Here is a 21603-nt window from a genome sequence, read left to right as displayed (position 1 = left end):
GACTCGTAGGATGGCTGGAATTCTACAACGTAAGACATGGATATTGTCCACAGTATTCATCGTGGCGGCAGCCTGCATCATTCTATATGTAACTTCCGGCGCTGATGGAAAGAGTGCAAACATTCCACCTGGCAGTCTGCCTGCCATTGAAGTGGATGCAGTCTTGCAGCAGACCCGGCAGAAAAAGGGATACGAACAGTATCGATCCGGAACGGATCAGGCTACACAGCCGAATGTGGACATCACCATTGAAGCAGGAGATTACATAAAAGCCGAAGGTGAAGACGTCCGCAAACTGACTAATTATGAAGGAATGGATGGTGTATCTCTCCATACCGGAGAGACCGGACAAGTCGATTGGACGATTAATGTGCCGGAGACCGGGCTGTATAACCTGTCCGCAATCTATTTTCCCGTAGAAGGCAAGAGTTCGGCCATTGAGCGTGCATTGTACATTGATGGTGAACTTCCTTTTGCGGAAGCCGCCTATTTGCAGTTTGACCGGGTATGGGCGAATGAGAAAGATGTCGTTGAACAGGATAACCAAGGCAATGACCTTCGCCCGAGACAAGTGGAGCAACCACGCTGGCTGGAAGAAATGTTTCAGGACTCCGACGGGTACGAACAGACTCCATTCAAGTTTTATTTGGAAAAAGGGGAACACACGCTAACGCTAAAATCATCGCGTGAACCCATGGTGATTCGGTCCATTCGTCTTTTCAATGAGAAGACAGCTGTTCCTTACACAGAGACTGCAGGGGCACAACAATCGGACTCCTCTGGGCAGCCGAAGGATGTACTGATTCGCATTGAAGGAGAAGCCGCGATTGCCAAATCTTCACCTACGTTATACCCGACCAGCGAAAGGTCAAGTTCTGCTGTATCTCCTTATAGCGCTTCCCAGGTACGCATCAATACGATTGGCGGCTTTAACTGGCGTCTGCCAGGACAATGGATTGAATGGGAAGTGGATGTGCCGGAAAGTGGACTGTATCATATCGGTTTTACCGCTCAGCAGAATTTTGTCAAAGGCATCTATTCTACACGCAAACTGACCATCGATGGTGAAGTTCCGTTTGCAGAGATGGCTCAAGCACCTTTCCGTTATCAAAGTGACTATCGTATTGACGTGATGGGCGGCAAGGAAGCATACAAGTTTCACATGGAAAAAGGAAAACATGTGCTACGGCTGGAGAACAGCCTTGGGGATTTTGCACCGCTTATCCGCAATGTGGAGGACAGTCTGTACAACTTGAACTCCATGTACCGACGCATTCTGATGATTACAGGCACGAAGCCTGATGAATTCCGGGATTACCGGGTGGAGAAACAGATCCCGAACCTGCTGGAAGTATTCAGCGGAGAAAGTAAACGCCTCAAGGACGTGGCCGCACAGCTTCGTCTTCTGTCAGGACAGTCCAGCGATCAGGAAGCACTGATTAAGACGATGGCGCTGCAACTGGACGAGATGATTGACAAGCCAGATACCATTCCAAGACGGCTTGCGGCTTATAAAACCAATACAGGCGGTCTCGGCACATGGGTGCAGCAGGCACGAGAGCAGCCCCTTGAAATCGATGCACTGTACGTCACTTCGATTGACCGCGATATTCCTGGAACAGGTATGGGGCCACTTGCCAAGCTTGGTCATGAAGCGAAGATATTCTATCATTCGTTCTTCATTGATTATAACCAGATTGGTAATGTAGCTACATCTGAAGATCAGCGTACGGTAACCGTCTGGATTGGCAGCGGACGTGATCAGGCGAATACGATGAAAGCGATGATTGACAAGACCTTCACACCAGACAGTGGTATCAATGTCAATCTGAAGCTGGTGAATATGGGAACCTTGCTGCCAGCGACTTTGTCCGGTGAAGGTCCGGATGTAGCGATGCAGATCGGCAATGATCTGCCGGTGAACTTTGCGATGCGGAACTCGGCTGTAGATCTGACGCAATTCAGTGATTATAGCACCGTGGAACAGGAGTTCAGGGAAAGTGCAATCGTGCCGTATGCCTATGATTCAGGCGTATATGCCCTGCCGGAAACGCAAACTTTTAACATGCTGTTTTATCGTAAAGACGTGCTCGAAGAACTCGGACTTGAAGTGCCTCAGAACTGGGAAGATGTCGAAGCTCTGCTCGCGATTCTGAGCAAAAATCATATGGAATTTGGTATGCCGATTGTGACCCAAGCTAATATGCAGGGTGTTAATATCCCCCCGAACTCGCAGTATGCAACGATGCTGCTTCAGAACGGAGGCGCCTTCTATCGTAACGATGACAAGGAGTCGGATCTGGATTCAAGGATCGGAATTGAGACGTTCAAGCAGTGGACGGAATTCTATACCGATTACAAGCTGGAGCGGGAATATGACTTTGCCAACCGTTTCCGGACAGGACAGATGCCTATCGGACTAACGGATTACACCATGTACAACCAATTGTCCGTATTTGCACCGGAGATTCGCGGACTATGGGGATTCGTTCCTGTCCCGGGAACCGTTCAAGCAGATGGTACCTTGAATCGGGACGTACCGGGTGGAGGTAGCGCAGTCATGATGCTGGAGGGTGCCAAAGATCAGGATGCGGCGTGGGAGTTCATGAAGTGGTGGACCAGCACACCGATTCAAGCTGAATTCGGGCGGGAGATGGAAGGGCTGATGGGTGCCGCTGCCCGGTATCCAACGGCCAACATCAAGGCGCTGGATTCCCTGCCGTGGCCTGCGGAGGATTACGCCAATCTCAAGGCACAATTCGAAACGGTGAAGGGCATTCCTGAAGTACCCGGTGGTTATTTTACAGGCCGCCATCTGTTCAATGCATTTTACAAAACCGTTGTTGGCCAAGTGGAAGCCAGGGAATCCATCATGGATTATACCCAATATATTCAGGACGAGATTCGAGTCAAACGTAATGAATTTGGTCTTCCGTAAGTAGAGGGAGGGTTAATCGTGCCACAAATATCACTCCGAGACGGACAAAACAGTCCTCCTGAGAAAGCGTCAAGGATGGGCATGAAATCGTGGTGGAGCTGGAAGCTCCAGGAAATGAAGGCCAGCAAACATTCCTATGTTCTGCTTGCACCTTATATGCTCCTGTTCCTCATGTTTACCGTGATTCCGGTTGTCATCTCGATCATACTCAGCTTCACCTACTTTAACATGCTGGAATTCCCGCGTTTTATTGGCTGGCAGAACTATACTCGCCTGTTTCTGGAGGATGATGTATTCCTGATTGCAATCAAGAATACGTTGTTGTTCGCCATCATTACCGGACCGATCAGTTATATTGCTTGCTTTGTCTTCGCGTGGATCATTAATGAGTTAACACCGAAATGGAGAGCGTTCATGACGCTGATCTTCTACGCGCCCTCCATTTCGGGCAATGTGTATTTTATCTGGCTGATGATCTTCTCGGGAGATCGTTATGGTATTGCCAATGGGCTGTTGATCAAATGGGGGTTTCTGCTGGAGCCAATCCAGTGGCTGAAGACGGAAGCCTACATTATGCCTATTCTCATTCTCGTGCAGCTATGGCTGAGTCTCGGAACCGGATTTCTTGCGTTTATCGCTGGTTTGCAGACGGTGGACCGGACATTGTACGAAGCGGGAGCGGTGGATGGGATCAAGAATCGCTGGCAGGAACTATGGTACATTACCCTGCCTTCGATGCGTCCACAGTTGATGTTCGGCGCAGTCATTCAGCTGACAACCTCGTTTGCCGTGGCCGATGTGTCGATCGCGCTGGCCGGGTTCCCAAGTGTGAACTATGCAGCAGAGACTGTGGTGACCCATTTGATCGACTTTGGTACTACGCGGTTTGAGATGGGGTATGCATCAGCAATTGCCACCGTGCTGTTCATGATTATGGTGGGCACCAACTTGCTGGTCCAGAAACTGCTTCGAAGGGTGGGAGAATAGCTATGGCTTCAATTGCGACAGGCAAAAAACGCGTGAATCGCTCGTTATCGGGAAGCCTCTCCCTGTTTGCCCTTCTGCTCGTTTTTGGTGCCTTCATGGTGCTGCCGTTGATCTATGCGATCAACAATGCATTCAAACCATTGGATGAGATTTTTACCTTTCCACCAACGCTATTTGTCAAAAATCCCACGTTCAGCAACTTTACGGATCTGCTGAATCTGCTGAGTGACTCGTGGGTGCCGTTCTCGCGTTATATATTCAACACGGTATTTATTACAGGTATCGGTATCGTAGGCCATGTATTGTTGGCTTCGGCAGCTGCCTACCCGCTTGCCAAACACAAGTTTCCGGGCAAAGTATTCATGTTCCAAGTGGTCGTACTGTCATTGATGTTCACACCTGCGGTAACGGCAATTCCAAACTATATGATCATGTCATGGCTCGGATGGATCGACACGTACTGGGCTGTTATTATTCCGGCATTTGCCTATTCACTCGGGTTGTATCTGATGAAACAGTTCATGGAGCAGATCCCGGATGCACTGCTGGAAGCAGCCAAGATTGACGGTGCCAGTGAATACCGAATCTTCTGGTCCATTGTCATGCCTAATGTGAAACCAGCCTGGCTTACATTGATCATACTGCTGTTTCAGATGTTATGGGGCAGTGATGGCAATGGGTACATCTACAGCGAGCAGCTCAAGACCCTGCATTATGCAGCAGGTCAGATTATTCAGGGCGGAATATCCCGGGCAGGAGCGGGTGCTGCGGTAGCACTGATTTTGATGAGTGTGCCGATCACGCTATTTATTTTCTCTCAGAGCCGAATCATTGAGACGATGGCGAGCTCGGGCATGAAGGATTAAGGGGGAACGATATGGCACGCACAGTGAAAAGATGGCTTGTTCTCCTGGCGGCAGTATCTCTGCTGCTGGTGAATGCCGTGCCTGCGGCGGCCTCCCCGGCGCCGTATGAGAGTTATAACTACAACTACTGGAAAGAGGCTGTACCTTCACCAGATGCCTATCTGCCCGAGCGTACGATATCAGGCCGTGACCTCGGCATTAGTGAGTTCAAAGACCCCGGTGATGTGAACGTTTCTCCCTCCGGGTTGATCTATATTTTGGATAGCGGCAACAGCCGAATTGTTATATTGGACCCAGACTTTAAGCTGTTGCACGTCATCGATGGATTCATGATGGAGGGTAGCAAGGAGACCTTTAACCTTCCAGGTGGATTGTTTGTAGATGAACAAGAACGCATATACGTTGCCGATACAGGCAACGGTCGTGTGGTTGTCCTGGATGGAGAGGGGGCGCTGATTCAAACCATCACGAAGCCAGAATCAGATATCCTGTCGACCCAATTCCAGTTCCAGCCTTTGAAACTAACGGTGGACCATGTAGGCCGAGTGTACGTTGTGGCGCAGGGGGTCTACGAAGGGATTATGCAGTTTGACGAGAGTGGGAAATTTATCGGATACGTCGGTACGAACAAAGTGGAGCGGGACTACGGCGAATATATCTGGCGCATGTTATCCACCAAAGCCCAGCGTGCACAAATGGTCCTGTTTGTCCCAACGGAGTTCTCCAATGCAGATATCGACCACAAAGGATTTGTGTATGCAACGAATATTGATCCCGGCTCGAATGAACCGATTAAGCGGCTTAACCCGTCTGGTGAAGATGTACTGAAACGGTTTGGTTATTACGATGTCAAAGGCGATATCCGGTTCCGCAACAATCCGGGTCCATCCAAACTGATCGATGTGAAAGTGCTGGGCGACGGCATGTACAGTGTATTGGATGCGACACAGAACCGGGTGTTCACGTACGACGATGAAGGTCATCTGCTCTACATATACGGTGGCAAAGGAAATCAGGTGGGCACGCTCAAAACACCTGTCGCGATTGAACAATCGGGTGAGCATCACTTGGTTCTGGATCGGGGCAAGAACAACCTTGTCGTTTATGCGCCAACCCGTTTTGGTGCCCGTGTGAATGAAGCGGTGGTACTCCATTATCGGGGCGAGGACACGGAGGCCGTGAATATATGGAGAGAAGTGCTGAAGCTGAATGCCAACTATGACATCGCTTATATCGGTATCGGCAAGTCCTTATTAATGGAGAAGAAAAACGAGGAAGCGCTAGGTTACTTCGAACTTGGAATGGACCGCAAGAGTTATTCTGTCGCGTTCAAGAGGCATCGGCGGGAGATGATGAAGGAACATTTTGGTACATTCCTGACCGCTGCAATCGCGCTGATTGTCATTCTGATCCTGACCCGGGTAGCAGTTAAATGGAGACGGAGGAGGCAGGTTGATCGTGAAGCAGGATTTCATTAAGTTTCCGCTGCATCTCATTTTTCACCCCATTGATGCATTCTGGGATCTCAAGTCGGATAACCGGGGACGGCTGCTTGTTGCTTTTGCAGCATTGGCGCTTACTATTGTCATGATGATTTTGCAAAAGCAGTACGCAGGATTCCTCGTTAATTACATCGATCCTCGTACGATTAATAGCATCATCGAGATCGCCACGGTTGCAGTCCCTTTCTTTCTATGGTGCATGGCCAACTGGGCGGTAACAACTTTGATGGAAGGAGAAGGCAAGTTCAAGGAAATCGTTCTGGCGACAGGTTACTCGCTCATTCCGGTTATTCTGATCTATGCCCCAATGATCGTGATCAGCCGTTTTATGGTGCAGGAGGAGACTGCTTTTTATTATCTGTTCAATAGTATCGCGTTCTTCTGGTTTGTACTGCTTCTGTTCATTGGCATGATGACGGTACACCAGTACACGGTGATTAGAACAATCATTACGATGGTGCTGACGCTCATTGTGATGGGCATTATCGTATTCCTTGGCGCACTGATCTTCAGCATGTTGCAACAGTTGTACGAATTCGGTTATAACATTTACCGCGAGTTGATTTTTCGGACCTAAAGGAGGCGGCATCCGTGAACAAAAGGCAACGATTATATACGGTGCTGGCTGGTGGTACAGCTGTAATCATGATTGCAGCCGGGCTGCTGTATATAAACAACAGGGGAGTTCCTGCCGTAGAAGCCGCGGCTTATCTGGATACGACAACCAAAGCCATGCCCGTCACGGAAGAACCGTTGCAGTTCCTTAGCGACTCCTCGCAGGGTGTGCCTGGTATGCAACTGGTCGCTGAAGATCAGGGACTCGCCCTGTACTATAACGAGGAGACCACGGAAATTGCAGTACGTGACGGGAAAAGTGGAGAGATCTGGTATAGCAACCCGAAAGAACGGGCTGAGGACGGTCTTGCTTCCGCGTATGAAAAAGAGGTGCTGTCCTCCCAGTTGAATGTGTCTTTCCGGGATGCGATGGGCACACTGGAGAACTTTCCGAATTTCAGCTCCAGCATTAGCAACAAACAATTCACAGTGGGCCACATCGATCAGGGGATTCGGGTGAACTATACGCTTGGGGATACGTCACTTGGCATTGATGCGCTGCCCAAACTGATTAGCAAGCAGCGGCTGGAGGAGAGAGTGCTTTCCAAGCTGGATGCTACTGTCGCAAGGTACACATCTGCCCGATATTATCCAACCAAGAGCAATCCGGATATTCTGGAACGGCTGGATGGACAGATTTCGAAGCAACTTGTGCTGAACAAGATGCTGGGTGCCTTTGAGACGGCGGGGTATACGGCGGACGATCTGGCTTTTGACAATCAGGAGAACGGAGTCGAAGGCGGAGGTGTGTCGGATAAGCCGAGCTTCGTCATTTCTGTGGAATATCGACTTGAGCAGGGGGCACTCGTTGTGACTGTACCTCTAAGCCAAATAGAAGAAAGTGGGCAATACCGCATTCGGAACATTGATTTGCTCGCTTATTTTGGTGCTGCGGATACAAAGGGTGAGGGTTATATGCTCGTACCTGATGGTTCCGGCAGTCTGATCCATCTGAACAACGGAAAAACCCAAGAAGAGCAGTATGTACAGCGTGTCTATGGCGCAGATCCAAATGATAATTCGCTCAGTCGTCCTCAGGTGAGTGAATCCGCGTATATGCCTGTGTTTGGTCTGAAGAACGGGGAGAATGCCTGGTTTGCAGTCATTGAAAAAGGGGACGGCATTGCCAGTATCTCCGCGGATATTGGAGGCAGACAGAATAGTTACAACCACGTGCATGCGACCTTCTCCCTGCGGGGGGAGGATGAATTGGAAATGTACACCTCGCAGAAAATGCAGGAGATTCAGCTGCTTAGCGAAGAGCCTTACCGTGGAGATATTCAGGCCCGTTATCATTTCCTTCATGGAGAAGATGCCAGTTACTCGGGTATGGCCCGCCTGTATCAGCAGCAGTTGATAGAGCAGGATGTACTGAAGTCGCTCCCAGAACAGACGGAGTTGCCGTTTTATGTGGATGTGCTTGGTGCAGTGGACAAAAAGGCTTCGTTCCTGAGTGTACCCTATCGGACCACTTTAGCCATGACCACGTACGAACAGGCTACAGAAATGGCAGCAAAGTTACAGCAGGATGGTGTTGAACGTGTACAAATGCGGTATCAAGGATGGTTTGGCGGTGGCATCAGTCATCATATGCCAACCCAGGTGAAGTTGGACAGTGAAGTGGGCAGTCGTTCCGAACTGCAGGCGTTGTCCACCAAGCTGGAGCAGTCGGGTGGAGCTCTGTTCCCGGATGTGGCTTTCCAGCACATTTATCACGATGATATGCGCTTTGCTCCTTCCTCGGATGCAGCGCGGTTTGTAACAAAGGAGACAGCAGAATTGTATCCGTACAATCCTGCACTTAATCGTATGGATCAGAGTAGAGACAGTTATTATTTGCTCTCAGCGGCCAAGCTTCCTTATGTGGTGAATGAGTTTGCCGACAAGTACAATCAACTGGACCTCGGCGGATTATCCCTTCGTGATCTTGGGCAGGTCCTGACTTCCGATTATCGGGATAGTCGGGTGATTCATCGGGAGACGGCGAAAAACATTGTGAAGGAGCAACTTGGCAAGTTGGCAAAGTCCTATCCGAACATGATGATATCTGCCGCAAATAGCTACGCTTGGGGAAGTGCACAACATGTTGTGAATGTACCCGCAGGGTCGAGTCGGTTCAATATTACCGATGAAGAAGTACCTTTTTATGCGATGGTCATTCATGGATACATGAACTATGCGGCATCTCCGATGAACACGTCGGGGGATCAGGATCTCCGCAAACAGTTGCTGCGCAGTCTGGAATTCGGGGCAGCTCCGTATTTTCAATGGACCTATGAACCATCATCCAGGCTAAAGCTGACGAATTATGATTCGGCCTACGCGACCGAGTATGGCTATTGGGTGGATGACGCTGTTGCCTTGTATAAGCAGGCCAATGAAGTGCTGGGAGAACTGGAGAATGAGCAGATCCTGAAGCATGAACGCATCCAGGATGGCGTGGTCCGGATCACCTATACTGGCGGTACATCCATCCTTGTGAATTACAATGCGGATGCAGTAACCGTGGATGGAACAACGGTTGCTGGGACGGACTATGTGGTGGGAGGAGTGAACCGATGAGAACCATTCGATTATCGCTGAAGTCACGGAGAGCGCTCCTTGGACTTGCATTTATTTCCCCGTGGCTGATCGGTTTCATCTTCCTCTTTGCCACACCACTTCTGCAATCGATTCGGTTCAGTCTGAGTAATCTGTCCGTTGCTCCGGGTGGGTACGTGCTGGACTTCGTTGGATTTAAAAATTTTAAGGATGCACTTCTAGTTGACGCGACGTTCAACCGGATTCTGGTCGATTCGGTTGGAGCGATGCTGCTGAACGTGCCGATGATTCTGTTCTTCAGTCTGTTCACGGCGACATTGCTCAACCAGAAGTTCAGAGGCAGAACGATGGCACGTGCGATCTTTTTCCTGCCGGTTATTCTGGCTTCCAGTGCAGTCGCAGCAGCCGAGTCTGCAGGATTAATCAATCTGATGGGAGATGCAAGTGCGGTCGATGCATCTGCAGATGGCGGGGCTTCGTTCAATGTGGTGTCCATTGTGCGGATGCTGGCGGATGTGGGATTGCCGATGGCCTATGTGGATTACATTGTAGAAGCCATCATGCGGATCTATGAGATTATTAGCAGCTCAGGTGTTCAGATTTTGATCTTCCTCGCTGCACTGCAATCGGTACCGGGATCGATGTATGAGGTTGCGAAGATCGAAGGGGCGACAGCTTATGAATCATTCTGGAAAATTACATTTCCCATGGTCAGTCCGTTGATCCTGACAAATGTCATCTATACGATCATTGATTCATTTGCCGGGAGTCCAGTCACACAGGCCATCTACCAAACCGCATTCAAAACCCAGAACTTTGGCTTAAGCTCGGCGATGTCCTGGCTGTATACACTGGTGATTGGTCTTGTATTGATCGTAGTGGGATGGGTCTTGTCACGGCGGGTTCACTACAACTGACGGTTAACATTAAGGGAGGCTTCAGATTATGGCTGCATCAGGGACAGATCGCATGGTGGTAGTTCCGAAGCAGAATTATCACATGCATCGGGTGCGAAACAAAACATCGGACCTTCTCTATTCCATATTCAGATATGCACTGGTCATCGGCATTTCATTTATTATTTTGTACCCGTTATTTCTCAAAGTGTCAGTTGCGTTTAAGGATAAACAGGATATCTACAATCCAACGATCTATATGATTCCCCAGCACTTTACATTGGATAATATCCGGCTAGCGGCGCAAGTGATGGATTACCTGCCTCTGCTGGCGAACACGTTATTGTTTGTTACCATCACAACGCTTCTGACAGCGATATCCTGTGCACTTGCCGGATATGGCTTCGCCCGGTTTTCGTTTCCGGGTAGTAATGTACTCTTCATCCTTGTGATTCTGACGATTCTGGTGCCGACAAGCACACTTATGGTGCCAATGTATCTGCATTTCCGCAGCTTTGACTTTATGGGCATCATCCAGTTGTTCTCTGGAAAAAATGGTATCAATCTGCTGAATACGTATTGGCCTTCCATGATCACGGCTGCTACAGCGGGAGGGCTGAAGGCGGGGCTGTTCATCTATATTTTCCGTCAGTTCTTCAAGGGCATGCCAAAGGAAATCGAGGAGGCTGCACTGATTGACGGTGCAGGCGGATTCAAAACGTTTGCTCGAATCATGCTGCCCAATGCAATCTCGCCGTTGATTACGGTTATTCTGTTTTCGTTTGTATGGCAGTATAACGATACCTTCTATTCGGCATTATTCATGAGTGAAAGTCCACTGATCTCGCTGAAAGTGGCTTCCTTACCTGCTCAGGCGAACCAGTTGATTCCGCAACTGATGGGCTTTGGCTCGAACTCGGGCATCAAGGCCGATCCAAACTATGTGGCGATGATTGTGGATACAGGCATTTTGCTGGCTATTGCACCCCTGATCATTTTGTATCTGTTTGTGCAACGTTATTTCGTGGAGAGTATTGAACGTTCCGGTGTAGTGGGTTAACATGGTAAACCCAATTGGAGGTGTAGAGATGACAGTGCGTGAGATCAGCAGAGTTCCGGTGAATAAAGCAGCGACTCCCGAAGCAAAAGAACTGATGGCGTTCCTGGTAGAGTGTTATCAAAAAGGGATGTTGTCAGGCCAGCAGGATTATAGCAATCTAAACTGGATTAATGAAAATACAGGCCGGAAACCAGCTGTGATTGGCTTTGATCTCATGGAATATTCGCCATCAAGAACAGAGCGCGGTGCGGTCTCCCAAGAGATTCGGGATGCGATAGACTGGCACAAACAAGGCGGGATCGTGACACTATGCTGGCACTGGAACGCACCGACGGATCTGATCGATGAACCGGGTAAAGAGTGGTGGCGGGGGTTCTATACGGATGCTACCACCTATGATCTGGGTTCAGCGCTGGCGCATCCTGAATCGGAAGCATATCAGTTATTGATTCGGGATATCGATGTTATTGCTACACATTTGCAAGAGTTGAAGGATGCTGGTGTGCCTGTATTATTTCGACCACTTCATGAAGCGGAGGGTGGCTGGTTCTGGTGGGGAGCGAAAGGCCCCGAACCTGCCAAACAGTTGTATCGTTTGTTGTATGATCGATTGGTTCAAGAACATCAGCTGCACAATCTTATCTGGGTCTGGAACTCGGAAAAACCGGAATGGTATCCAGGGGATGATATCGTGGATATTGTGAGTGTAGATGTATACCCGGAAGCGGGAGATCACAGCCCGCTGGCGGCACGTTACACCAACCTGCGAGAGCTTGTGAAGGATAGTAAAATCATTGCACTGGCCGAGAACGGCTCCATCCCTGACCCTAAGCAGATGAAGGAACAGGATGTACACTGGAGTTGGTTCTGTACCTGGACAGGTGGATTCCTGAGAGACGGGACGCATAATGATGTGGCGTTTTTAAAGAGAGTGTATAACAGCGAAGAGGTCATTACGCTCGATCAGTTACCGAAGTGGAGTTGGTTATAAGAACCCCACTTCCAACTTGAATTGGAATCAATGAAGCGTTAGTATTCGCTGTAAGAATTCATGCGAATACTAACGCTTCATTTGTTGGTAGCGCACGTATGTAAATGGAACCCCTCTTCCGAGAAACATTGGAATCCGGTTGAACAAGAATCTAGTTTGACGGGTGTAACATAGCTTGGATATTGGGATATAAATTCACGCTGGAAGTGAATAAAATATACGATTGATTCACTGTACGGATCAGAATCCTCTCGCTTGTGCCATTGACTGGACCGATCCGAATGGCGGATGGTTCGCTTCCACCGTACGTATCATCCAGGGTGACCAATGTGATATGTGTGATAGGAATTTCAATTTTGGAAAACTGCCACCGGATAACCAGTTGATCTTCTACTTTTTTCACGTTAACACCAAACATAGGATGACCTCCTGTTGTGATTCAAATTATTGAAGTAATCTCGTATGTCCAGTTTATCATATTTTGGATAAAATTACCTTATTAATAATAAAGAGTTCCGATTTCTATCAACTGATATCAGGGATGGGAACTTAATGAAAAACCTACAGGATTAACCATGTTACATATCGAATACAAATAGAGAAGTTAGAAAACTTAAACTCCAACTCCAACACAAAGGGTGTGCCACATGACGAATCTATTCGAACATTGTTCAGGTCAAACATTATCCGCCAACCTGGGATGGCTGAACGAGCCAACAGATTGGTCCATTGAAGACGGCAAAGTAACGATAACCGTTTCGCCGATCAGTGACTTTTTCATTGATCCGGGAGGTGAGCCGGTGAAAGCTTCAGCTCCATTTTTACATACGATAGTCAAGGGAGATTTCAGCATCATCACTCAAGTACAGGTGGATATGAAAGAACAGTATGACTCCGGCTGCCTGATGGTGAGGGTGGACGATACGAATTGGGCTAAAGTCTGCTTTGAATATTTTGAAGAACAGCCATCTATTCTTAGTGTTGTTACTCGTGGTAGCTCGGATGATTGTGTATCCGCACCTGTAGACGTTAATAAGCCTTATTTACGTGTAGCCCGGGCAGGCAACAGCTTTGCTTTCCATTATTCTCAGGATGGAGAGAAGTGGAAGCTGGTTCGTTATTTCGGACTCGACTGCGCGGAAGAGATCAAAGTTGGCATTGTGGCCCAATCCCCCATTGGGCAAGGGACCACGGTTACTTTTACAGACGTACAGCTTCAACATGGAGTGACCGGAAGTGTTCGCCGGGTAAAATAACAGGGATCAGAAGGTTGTTTTGTCATTTATTTCACCCGAATTAACATTCCAAACAGACCGAGTATAGCAAAGGCCAGAAATGCCGTTGTATTGGAAAACACTTCGATCGTATACCCTGCCATGGATGAGCCAAGAAATTGCCCAACACCCAGCGCGAGAAAGGCAAGGCTAATTCCGATGGACACATTTGGACTGAATAGTCTCGTCGCCCAAACGATAAATACACTGGTCAGGAAAATATACGTGCTGCCAAATATGATCGCAGAGATGAGACTGGCAGTCATTGAAGGCAGAAGGATAACCCCGAGCGAAATAGCCAATAAAAGTATGCCTATTCGGTAGGACCACCCAATCTCGAACCGTTCAATAATGCGACCAGCGCATCCACCGAGTATCCCCATAACCCCCATCACAATCCAGAACAACACGGCTTCCGAATCGGAGGCCCCTTTCTCGTCTGTGAGGAAGTTCCGGGCAAACGTCCAGTAGATTGCAGAACTGAAACCTGTCAACAGACAAGCCATGAGCAGAGCAGACCCTGGTCTGGTAGGTTTCATACATGTCCAGAGAGACTTGGTACAAGGCAGTGTCTTGGTTGCCGGAATAACACGTCTGTTCCACAAAAGAACCACAACACCGATTACAGCAAACAGGATGTAGGTTAGACGCCAGTAATCCGTGAACAGCCAGTAGAGTGGACCTGATATTACAATTCCGAAGCTGGTCCCTGTGTTAATCCAGCTGTTGCCTCTTGCTTGTAGCTCGGGAGCAAGCTCGGCATTAACCGTGTTACCGAGGGCTGGAGAGGCCCAGCCTGTACTCAAACCTGCTAGAAATATACTAAATGTAAGAACCCATGCATTCTGAGCCAAGGCGATGCCGGTTAATCCGAGCACTGCGCTGATCCCTGCCAATTGAATGACATAATGATGTCCCTTGCGATTAATCAACAGTGGTGCAGTTAGAAGGGACAGACAGTAGGCAATATACGTTCCTGAGTTAATCGCGCCAGAGGCTGCATCATTTAATTTTAAGGCCTCCGAAATTTCCGGCATAAACAATCCATAACTGAATCGCCCGAATGCATAACATACAGCGATAAGTGCAATGCCTGGAAAGATAATTTTTTTCATTAAATCCACCGCCTTTTAGATAGAACGATCATTATATTTCTTGATAAATAAAAAAGTGAGTTGAAATATTAACTCACCCGGAATAGCTTTATTTGAAACTGGTCTGCGTCATATGGATCAGTTCAAGGCAGACGTCATTTACATTTTCTGTCTCAGCAAGTGCCGTGGAACCCTCCAGCAGCAGGGAGAATCGCAATAGATCTCGATCACTTGCAACAGGCGCCAATGTTTGGATTAAAGTTCGCATATGTCTTTTATGCGCATTCACTGTCTGCACGATGATATGGTCTGCATGACCTCCGAATTCTTCTTTGGCGCGTAGAAATAAGCAACCTCTTGATTCGTGTTCCTTCAACCAAGTTGCATGTCCCTCAGCCAGATTGAGGAACATAGGTTGTGCTTTATTGTCTGCATATTGCCTGAGCTGTTCTAAATAACGCTGTTCGCGTCGCAAGAGTACCTGGACAATGAGATCATCCTTGGACTCAAAATGATTATATAACGTCATGATGGCAATCCCGGCATCCGTGATAATCCGCTTCAAGCCGATAGAATGGAAGCCGTGGAGGTAGAATAATTCTTCAGCCACGTTCAAAAGCATTTCCTTTTTGCTGCTCATGATCAGTGATACTCTCCCTTCAAAATAAGATAGAACGATCATTATACTTGTAGGCTATAATATATCTTTTACATTGTCAAATGTTGTGACTCCTCTTGTCTTTGGTTAGTTCAAAGCCTGGGCAGGGCGTTATATGAATAACGTCGTTGCACATTAACCGGACATATGAGAGCACAACATGACAGGTTTTTGGGTGGTTTATCCGTTATATTAGACATCAAGGAGTGATTATTACATGAACTGGATCAACGCATTACAGGTCGCTATTCAATATATGGAAGACCACTTACTCGAAAATATGACGATGGAGCAGATTGCAGCGCAGGCCCATATCTCTCCTTTTCATTTTCAACGTACCTTTGCCTTATTAACTGATGTTACTGTAGCCGAGTACATAAAACGCAGACGATTGACACTGGCGGCACATGAGCTGCTTCAAAGTGATCACAAAATTATTGATCTGGCGTTTAAATACGGTTACGACACACCGGAATCTTTCTCCAAAGCATTTCGTAGACAACATGGGATCGCACCCAGTGAGGCTCGAAAGAATAGTAACGCTGTCCAATCGTATAATCGTCTGGTGATTCAAGTGAGTCTAAAAGGAGCAGAGCCGATGAAATATAAAATCGTTGAATATCCCGAATTTACGTTGGTCGGAGTAGAGCAAACTTTCTCATATGCAGATGGAGAACATCTGCAAGGCATCGGGAAGATGTGGCAGGAAGCGTGGACGAGCGGTACAGAGGATCGTTTATTTGAACTGAACAACGGGGATATTCCAGGTTTACTCGGTGTCGTTGTGGATCAGAGCGAAATCCAGGAGAAACAGATGCAATACTGGATTGCTACGACTTACGATGGTGAAGTACCGGAAGGATTATCAAGCTTCACCATGCCTGCTTCCAAATGGAGTGTATTTGAGGTAGAAGGCCCGATGCCGGAGAGTATGCAGCTTCTGTGGAAACGGATTATTTCGGAATGGTTTCCATCTAACCCTTATGAGCACGCATATATGCCGGAGCTGGAAGTATACCCGGGGCCCAATCAACCGCCACAAATCTGGATACCGATTAAATAAATTTTAACCGTTTCAAACTCGATCATTGTCGCCCATAAACATTCGGATAACCGAAGCTGTTTATGGGTTATTTGGTTGTGATTAATTAGAGATTCGAAGTTGTACAGAGGATGTTCAAGCGTTGTTCATTTTATTGCAGCCAGGTAAACATGATATATTGGAACGAAGGTTAACAGCTATAAGAGGACAATGAGGTAAACCGCAGGAGGCAGATATGTTATATGAGGACCCATTCATTCAGACGATCATCCAACACGAGCAATTAATGCATGACCTGCGGAGAGTTCGTAGTCTCCATTTGCCTCAAAGTTACATAGGTGCAGGATATATTCGTAAATATTGAATAATAAGTGATTTGCGGAATAATGGGTACAAGAAGGAGTGTCTACGGATTTGATAAAAAAGTTCTTACAAAAATATGGACTGATCATTGATCTTGTCCTGTTGGCATGTTTTGTGGCGTTCCTGGCCTTCTGGGGCCAAAGATTCCCAGTCATGTTTTTTGGAATGATCACGGTGGCTTTTATCGTACTAAGACGGATTGACTATCAGAAGCATGTTATTCTGAAACGGATTATCCTTACCGGATTTGGCGTGGTTGCCGTCTCTTTTGTCATTATTGAAGCCCTTGTATTCACACAGCTTGGTGCGAATGATCCGGAAGAAGCGGACTATGTCATTATTCTGGGTTCAGGCATCCGTGGAACGGAATTGTCATTGACCTTGAAGCAAAGGTTGGATGCCAGTCTGGACTACATTCGCAGTCACCCTCAGACACCCGTCATTGTATCGGGTGGGCAGGGACCTGGGGAATCGATTCCCGAAGCGCTCGCCATGAAAAACTATCTGATTGAACAGGGGATTAACCCTGCCCAAGTGATTATGGAAGATCGCTCCACAAGTACACAGGAGAATTTGGCCTTTTCCAAAAAAATCATTAATGAGTCCGGGCTGGAGCACCCCGAGATCATGATTGTCACCAGTGACTATCATATGTTTCGATCCAAGTATATCGCTGCCAAGAACGGTTATGCAGCAGAATACGGCATATCGGCTCCGTCACCGGGTTATCTGAAACCCGTCAACATGATCCGCGAATATTTTGCTACGATCAAAACATTTCTCTAATGCACATGACAGAAAAACGGAAACAGGACGAAGCGGAGATCTATGATCTATGCTTCGTCCTGTTTCCATATAAGGATGGCTATTGCTTCTTAACGATAGGTTATTTTTCTGAAGGAGCAGGTACAGTTACTGAAACCTTATCCCCAGGGAGAGCTACCATTTCAGGAGATTCACCGGTAAAAGGAACAGTGGCTGATTCTACAACTTTAGCCTCAGAAGGTTCAGTAGTAGATGGAACAGTAATAGAAGGTACAGTAGCAGACGGAACTGGCACAGCTTCGGAAACTTCATCCTCAGGGAGAGCCACGATCTCAGGAGTTTCGGAAGTAGAGGGAGCAGTTACAGCTTCGGAAATTCCAACCTTGTTGGGAGAAGCTGCGATTTCAGAAGATCCACCCGTAGAAGGAACAGTCACAGCTTCAGAAGCCTCAGCCTCCACTTTAACTGTGTGGTTTGATGCCCATACGGCGGTGGACGTACTTACACCTGTAATAAGCAGGAGGGCTCCCATACTTAACATCCAATGTTTCTTTTTCAGTTTCTTTACATTAAACATAATCATCAATCTCCTTTTTAATTGTTTGCCTTCACCCGATAGGGACGAACAAAATTGAGCAGGCATTTTCTTGGTTCCCGCCATCACATTTAAAATTGTCTCACCATATCGTCTTCGTTCTTCGTGGGACATCTCTTTCACCACATCTTCATCACAAGCCAACTCGCTCCAGGTATGAATGTCCCGGCGAATGATATGAATCAGGGGATTGAACCAGTGCAGGGCACTAACCCCCAAGGTCAAAGCTTTGACCCACAGATCTTTATGTTTTAGATGTACCAACTCATGATGAATTACCATGCTGATGTCCATTTTCACCGTATTTTCGGGTGGCAGATATATCGTTGGTTTAAACAAGCCAACCAGTATAGGGCTTCGTACTAGCGTGCTGTGAGCAAGCGTGATATTACGTTTGAGACCCAAAGCCTCTTTGATTAATGGTAGCTGTACAGCTGCCTCACTATGACAGAGGACTGGGGTACGTGTACGAGATAATTCATTCAGAAATCTTCGATAACAGTACGCCTGCCATGCCGAAAAACCAATGACTCCAATGCCCCAGACGCATAACAAGAACCAGGCTGTGGTTACCGAAATGGTTTGTTCCGGGATAAATGTTCCTGCAAGTACGCCCGAAGTTGCTGCATTCTCCGTACCCGGTATAGTTGATGTCGTTTGGAATGCAATATCCAAAAGCCATGAAAGGCCAAGAGATACCGGGAAGAGATAAAACAAGATAGCCAGTTTACCGAGTCTGTAGAGCCACTTGGTCGGAAAAACAGATACGGGTATAAGTCGTAGTGCCAAAATACAAACAGAAACGATACTTCCCGCCACGGTCAGGCTGCACAGAATCTCAAAAAAGATATTCATCATCTGCACCTACTTTTCCGAAAGCCATTTTTTCAATTCTGAAATGTCATCGTCTGAAAGCTTGTCACCGTCATACATGGCCGAAACCAAATTTTTAACTGAACCTTGGTAGAGTCCATCAAGAACGTGCTGCGTTTCCTGTAGTTTGTAATCTTCGGGCTTTAGAAGAGGTTCATAATCATTGGTTCGTCCACGTCTCGTGACGGTAAGTGCGCCTTTATCCACCAACCGTGACAGAAAGGTAGACATGGTCTGCGCTTTCCACGCTTTCCCCTTCTCAGCAAATATGTCTAATAGTTCTGTGGAGGTGACCGGTGGGGCGCATGACCATATAACAACCATTAACTCCATTTCTGTTTCGGATAATTTTTGAATCTGGTTCACAGTGAACACTCCTTAACATCGTTATGCGTCCATAACGATCGTATTACTACACTACGTAGTACGTATAAACTACTACAACTTGTAGTGGATAGTCAAGTTATCCTGATAGATGATTGCCAAACCATGTTATAATATAGGTCATTAATAGAAGAACGATGTAGGAGTGAATGATCATTACAGCATATCAATTACCTGCTCTCTATGAGCAGAAGCGAGTTTCAATGCAAGCGATGGAAGAGATTGTACGCCTGTTGGCGCAGGCACCGCTATTATATGATGATGGACAGGGCATCCAGGTTCAGGATTACATGGGTGGCTTGGAGGTCGAACTTGAACATGAGGTACGCCGTGCAGTGACCGAGTTGTATGAACTGGCTGTTCAGGCCTGCCGCGCCTTCGCTGATCCATTGGCGTACGAGCAACTTCAGGATGCGCTTGGGTTACAGGCTGAGTTATGGCAGGAGGAAGTGCTTACTCTTGCAAAGTGGATGGACTGGCTGAAGCAGATCAGTGAAGGAAAGAGAACACTGCCCGAGTACAACTTTACAGCCATGCTTGGCAATCTGCCAGATGGATTCATGATCCATGATTTTTATGATGAACTCCGATATCAGCTGGAACAAAACCCTGCAAACGCATGGGCTATCGAAGAGCGGGATCGCTTGTACGCAGCTCTGGGTGCGAAATAAATCAAACCAACGGGTCACCGGCGGTGTTAATCTAATATCTGTATTTTGCATGCATAGAAACATTCCAATCTATATCTTGCGAATTCTTTACCCAGTATGGGAAATGAGGGGATACCGTGAAGAAGGTTGTATTAGCTGGTGGAACGGGATTTGTCGGACAGGATTTTGCCCAAAGATTCAAGAAACTAGGTTATGAGGTGTTAATTATCTCGCGTCAGCCCGGTCATATTGCCTGGGAGGATCGTGCGGGAATTATAGGGGCACTGGAAGAGGCAGAAATGTTGATTAACCTGGCAGGTAAATCGGTGAACTGCCGTTATACGGAGGAGAATCGCAAAGTCATTCTGGAATCCAGAACCCGGACAACGCGCATTCTCGGCGAAGCCGTCCTGGCTTGTAATCAACCTCCTGAATTATGGATTAATTCGAGTACAGCAACCATATACAGACATGCTGAAGATCGTCCCATGACGGAAAAAGAGGGCGAGATTGGCTCCGGGTTCTCGGTCGACGTTGCCAAGGCATGGGAACAGGCTTTCTTTGAATTCAGTCTGCCGTCTACACGTCAGATTGCACTGCGGATTGCGATTGTGCTGGGCGAGGGCGGCGTGATGGTGCCCATGACGAACCTCGTCCGTTTTGGACTGGGAGGATCGCAAGGCGCAGGAACACAGCAGTTCAGCTGGATTCATATCGAGGATCTCTTCCGCATGGTAATTTATTTGCAAGAGCATCCACACTTGAATGGTGTGTTCAATGCGTCCTCTCCGCATCCGGTGACGAATCGGGAGTTAATGGCGCGTCTGAGAGAACAGATGGGGGTGCGGATTGGACTACCTTCTCCTCGCTGGATGCTTGAACTGGGCGCACGCTTCATTCAGACCGAGACGGAACTGGTTCTCAAAAGCCGTTGGGTAATTCCTGAGCGAATGGAGAGGGAAGGATTCACGTTCACATACGGTACGCTAGATGCCGCTCTTGCCGAGATTTTGAATAAGAAGAAATAACACTTCATAACAAAAGAAAATACAACAGGAAGGGCAGAGGCATCTGCCCTTTTGTTATATATGTTCAACTAAACATTTACACGATAACGGAGAGGACAGAAATAACTTGAAGAAGCGAAGCGTTCGCCTAAAAGCTTTCTGAAAGAAAGCTGCACCGGAAGCATATGCTTATCCCCGGATTTTCCCTTTTTAAGAAGGGAATCAAAAAAATCTGGGGATAACAGCGATCGGAAAGTTGTTCTGTCATCGCAGTGTCTGTGTAAATACTAATTAGCTGAACTTATAGAGGTTTTTCAAAAAGTCCGCTTTTGATTACGAAGGATGCCTATCGGCATCATCAGCATCGAATATGGAATTCAGCCGAAATAAGCTGGAGGCTTACGAAGTATGTTTCCTTTGGAAACATTGTGGTTGCTCACGTAGTTTGCCTACGCTCCGCTACTCCATTTCTAGCTTCATCCCATCTTCTCGGTACTGAAAA

19 protein-coding genes are annotated in these 21603 nt (G+C 47.5%); 14 read left to right on the top strand and 5 right to left on the bottom strand.

Going from position 1 to position 21603, the window contains the following annotated elements; translation table 11 throughout:
* Positions 1-10: 10 nt before the first annotated feature.
* The 9 genes from C170_RS13625 (at position 11) to C170_RS13585 (ending at position 12396) form a co-directional block, all read left to right on the top strand.
* Positions 11-2938 carry an extracellular solute-binding protein gene (locus tag C170_RS13625; protein WP_036610277.1) on the top strand — a complete coding sequence of 976 codons (2928 nt, stop codon included), beginning with the start codon at positions 11-13 and terminating at the stop codon, positions 2936-2938.
* 75 nt (positions 2939-3013) lie between these two features.
* Complete coding sequence (locus tag C170_RS13620) at positions 3014-3925, top strand: carbohydrate ABC transporter permease (RefSeq protein ID WP_047842211.1); 912 nt, start codon at positions 3014-3016, stop codon at positions 3923-3925.
* A 2-nt stretch (positions 3926-3927) separates the two neighbouring features.
* Positions 3928-4791, top strand: a complete 864-nt coding sequence (locus C170_RS13615) for a carbohydrate ABC transporter permease (protein ID WP_036610276.1) — start codon at positions 3928-3930, stop codon at positions 4789-4791.
* A gap of 11 nt (positions 4792-4802) precedes the next feature.
* Positions 4803-6269 (top strand): NHL repeat-containing protein, encoded by a 1467-nt coding sequence (locus C170_RS13610; RefSeq protein ID WP_036610274.1) that lies wholly within the window; start codon positions 4803-4805, stop codon positions 6267-6269.
* Positions 6250-6870 carry a YIP1 family protein gene (locus C170_RS13605; RefSeq protein ID WP_036610272.1) on the top strand — a complete coding sequence of 207 codons (621 nt, stop codon included), beginning with the start codon at positions 6250-6252 and terminating at the stop codon, positions 6868-6870. Before C170_RS13610 ends, C170_RS13605 begins: the two co-directional genes overlap by 20 nt.
* A gap of 14 nt (positions 6871-6884) precedes the next feature.
* Entirely contained in the window at positions 6885-9470 is a 2586-nt protein-coding gene (locus tag C170_RS13600; protein WP_036610270.1) for a DUF5696 domain-containing protein, read from the top strand.
* Complete coding sequence (locus C170_RS13595) at positions 9467-10366, top strand: carbohydrate ABC transporter permease (RefSeq protein WP_036610268.1); 900 nt, start codon at positions 9467-9469, stop codon at positions 10364-10366. Before C170_RS13600 ends, C170_RS13595 begins: the two co-directional genes overlap by 4 nt.
* Positions 10367-10394: 28 nt before the next feature.
* A complete protein-coding gene (locus C170_RS13590; RefSeq protein WP_081745928.1) occupies positions 10395-11405 on the top strand; it encodes a carbohydrate ABC transporter permease in 1011 nt (336 codons plus the stop codon).
* Between the two features lie 28 nt (positions 11406-11433).
* Positions 11434-12396, top strand: a complete 963-nt coding sequence (locus C170_RS13585; RefSeq protein ID WP_051447160.1) for a glycosyl hydrolase — start codon at positions 11434-11436, stop codon at positions 12394-12396.
* 151 nt (positions 12397-12547) lie between these two features.
* On the opposite strand, the gene C170_RS13580 is transcribed toward C170_RS13585, so the two are convergent.
* Positions 12548-12814: a SunI/YnzG family protein gene (locus C170_RS13580; RefSeq protein WP_036610266.1), complete on the bottom strand. Its 267-nt coding sequence runs from the start codon at positions 12812-12814 to the stop codon at positions 12548-12550.
* 229 nt (positions 12815-13043) lie between these two features.
* Here C170_RS13580 and C170_RS13575 point away from each other — a divergent pair, with 229 nt between their 5' ends.
* Positions 13044-13652, top strand: a complete 609-nt coding sequence (locus tag C170_RS13575; RefSeq protein ID WP_036610264.1) for a DUF1349 domain-containing protein — start codon at positions 13044-13046, stop codon at positions 13650-13652.
* A gap of 26 nt (positions 13653-13678) precedes the next feature.
* Here the strand turns inward: C170_RS13575 and C170_RS13570 are convergent, their stop codons facing one another.
* Both C170_RS13570 and C170_RS13565 read right to left on the bottom strand, forming a co-directional pair.
* Positions 13679-14785 (bottom strand): MFS transporter, encoded by a 1107-nt coding sequence (locus tag C170_RS13570; protein WP_036610262.1) that lies wholly within the window; start codon positions 14783-14785, stop codon positions 13679-13681.
* Between the two features lie 88 nt (positions 14786-14873).
* Positions 14874-15404 (bottom strand): TetR/AcrR family transcriptional regulator, encoded by a 531-nt coding sequence (locus C170_RS13565; protein WP_036610260.1) that lies wholly within the window; start codon positions 15402-15404, stop codon positions 14874-14876.
* A gap of 235 nt (positions 15405-15639) precedes the next feature.
* Here C170_RS13565 and C170_RS13560 point away from each other — a divergent pair, with 235 nt between their 5' ends.
* Together C170_RS13560 and C170_RS13555 are read left to right on the top strand one after the other, a co-directional pair.
* Positions 15640-16485 (top strand): AraC family transcriptional regulator, encoded by an 846-nt coding sequence (locus C170_RS13560; protein ID WP_036610258.1) that lies wholly within the window; start codon positions 15640-15642, stop codon positions 16483-16485.
* 393 nt (positions 16486-16878) lie between these two features.
* A complete protein-coding gene (locus C170_RS13555; RefSeq protein ID WP_051447159.1) occupies positions 16879-17613 on the top strand; it encodes a YdcF family protein in 735 nt (244 codons plus the stop codon).
* A gap of 100 nt (positions 17614-17713) precedes the next feature.
* On the opposite strand, the gene C170_RS13550 is transcribed toward C170_RS13555, so the two are convergent.
* Together C170_RS13550 and C170_RS13545 are read right to left on the bottom strand one after the other, a co-directional pair.
* Positions 17714-19045 (bottom strand): M56 family metallopeptidase, encoded by a 1332-nt coding sequence (locus tag C170_RS13550; RefSeq protein WP_235200759.1) that lies wholly within the window; start codon positions 19043-19045, stop codon positions 17714-17716.
* A 6-nt stretch (positions 19046-19051) separates the two neighbouring features.
* Positions 19052-19426, bottom strand: coding sequence for a BlaI/MecI/CopY family transcriptional regulator (locus C170_RS13545; RefSeq protein WP_017689706.1), 375 nt, complete (start codon positions 19424-19426; stop codon positions 19052-19054).
* A gap of 167 nt (positions 19427-19593) precedes the next feature.
* Here C170_RS13545 and C170_RS13540 point away from each other — a divergent pair, with 167 nt between their 5' ends.
* Positions 19594-20115, top strand: coding sequence for a hypothetical protein (locus tag C170_RS13540; RefSeq protein WP_036610255.1), 522 nt, complete (start codon positions 19594-19596; stop codon positions 20113-20115).
* Positions 20116-20231: 116 nt separating this feature from the next.
* Positions 20232-21122: a TIGR01777 family oxidoreductase gene (locus C170_RS13535; protein WP_036610253.1), complete on the top strand. Its 891-nt coding sequence runs from the start codon at positions 20232-20234 to the stop codon at positions 21120-21122.
* Positions 21123-21603 lie beyond the last annotated feature (481 nt).

This window comes from Paenibacillus sp. FSL H7-689 (genome assembly GCF_000517905.1).
In the GTDB taxonomy this organism is placed as follows: domain Bacteria; phylum Bacillota; class Bacilli; order Paenibacillales; family Paenibacillaceae; genus Paenibacillus; species Paenibacillus amylolyticus.
Note: the sequence above shows the minus strand (reverse complement) of the source record. Positions and strands in the feature narration are given on the sequence as shown.

Coding starts and splice junctions, on each gene's coding strand:
- C170_RS13625 (WP_036610277.1), top strand. CDS start 11: ATGGCTGGAATTCTACAACGTAAGACATGGATATTGTCCACAGTATTC.
- C170_RS13620 (WP_047842211.1), top strand. CDS start 3,014: ATGGGCATGAAATCGTGGTGGAGCTGGAAGCTCCAGGAAATGAAGGCC.
- C170_RS13615 (WP_036610276.1), top strand. CDS start 3,928: ATGGCTTCAATTGCGACAGGCAAAAAACGCGTGAATCGCTCGTTATCG.
- C170_RS13610 (WP_036610274.1), top strand. CDS start 4,803: ATGGCACGCACAGTGAAAAGATGGCTTGTTCTCCTGGCGGCAGTATCT.
- C170_RS13595 (WP_036610268.1), top strand. CDS start 9,467: ATGAGAACCATTCGATTATCGCTGAAGTCACGGAGAGCGCTCCTTGGA.
- C170_RS13590 (WP_081745928.1), top strand. CDS start 10,395: ATGGCTGCATCAGGGACAGATCGCATGGTGGTAGTTCCGAAGCAGAAT.
- C170_RS13585 (WP_051447160.1), top strand. CDS start 11,434: ATGACAGTGCGTGAGATCAGCAGAGTTCCGGTGAATAAAGCAGCGACT.
- C170_RS13580 (WP_036610266.1), bottom strand. CDS start 12,814: ATGTTTGGTGTTAACGTGAAAAAAGTAGAAGATCAACTGGTTATCCGG.
- C170_RS13575 (WP_036610264.1), top strand. CDS start 13,044: ATGACGAATCTATTCGAACATTGTTCAGGTCAAACATTATCCGCCAAC.
- C170_RS13570 (WP_036610262.1), bottom strand. CDS start 14,785: ATGAAAAAAATTATCTTTCCAGGCATTGCACTTATCGCTGTATGTTAT.
- C170_RS13565 (WP_036610260.1), bottom strand. CDS start 15,404: ATGAGCAGCAAAAAGGAAATGCTTTTGAACGTGGCTGAAGAATTATTC.
- C170_RS13560 (WP_036610258.1), top strand. CDS start 15,640: ATGAACTGGATCAACGCATTACAGGTCGCTATTCAATATATGGAAGAC.
- C170_RS13550 (WP_235200759.1), bottom strand. CDS start 19,045: ATGATGAATATCTTTTTTGAGATTCTGTGCAGCCTGACCGTGGCGGGA.
- C170_RS13540 (WP_036610255.1), top strand. CDS start 19,594: ATGATCATTACAGCATATCAATTACCTGCTCTCTATGAGCAGAAGCGA.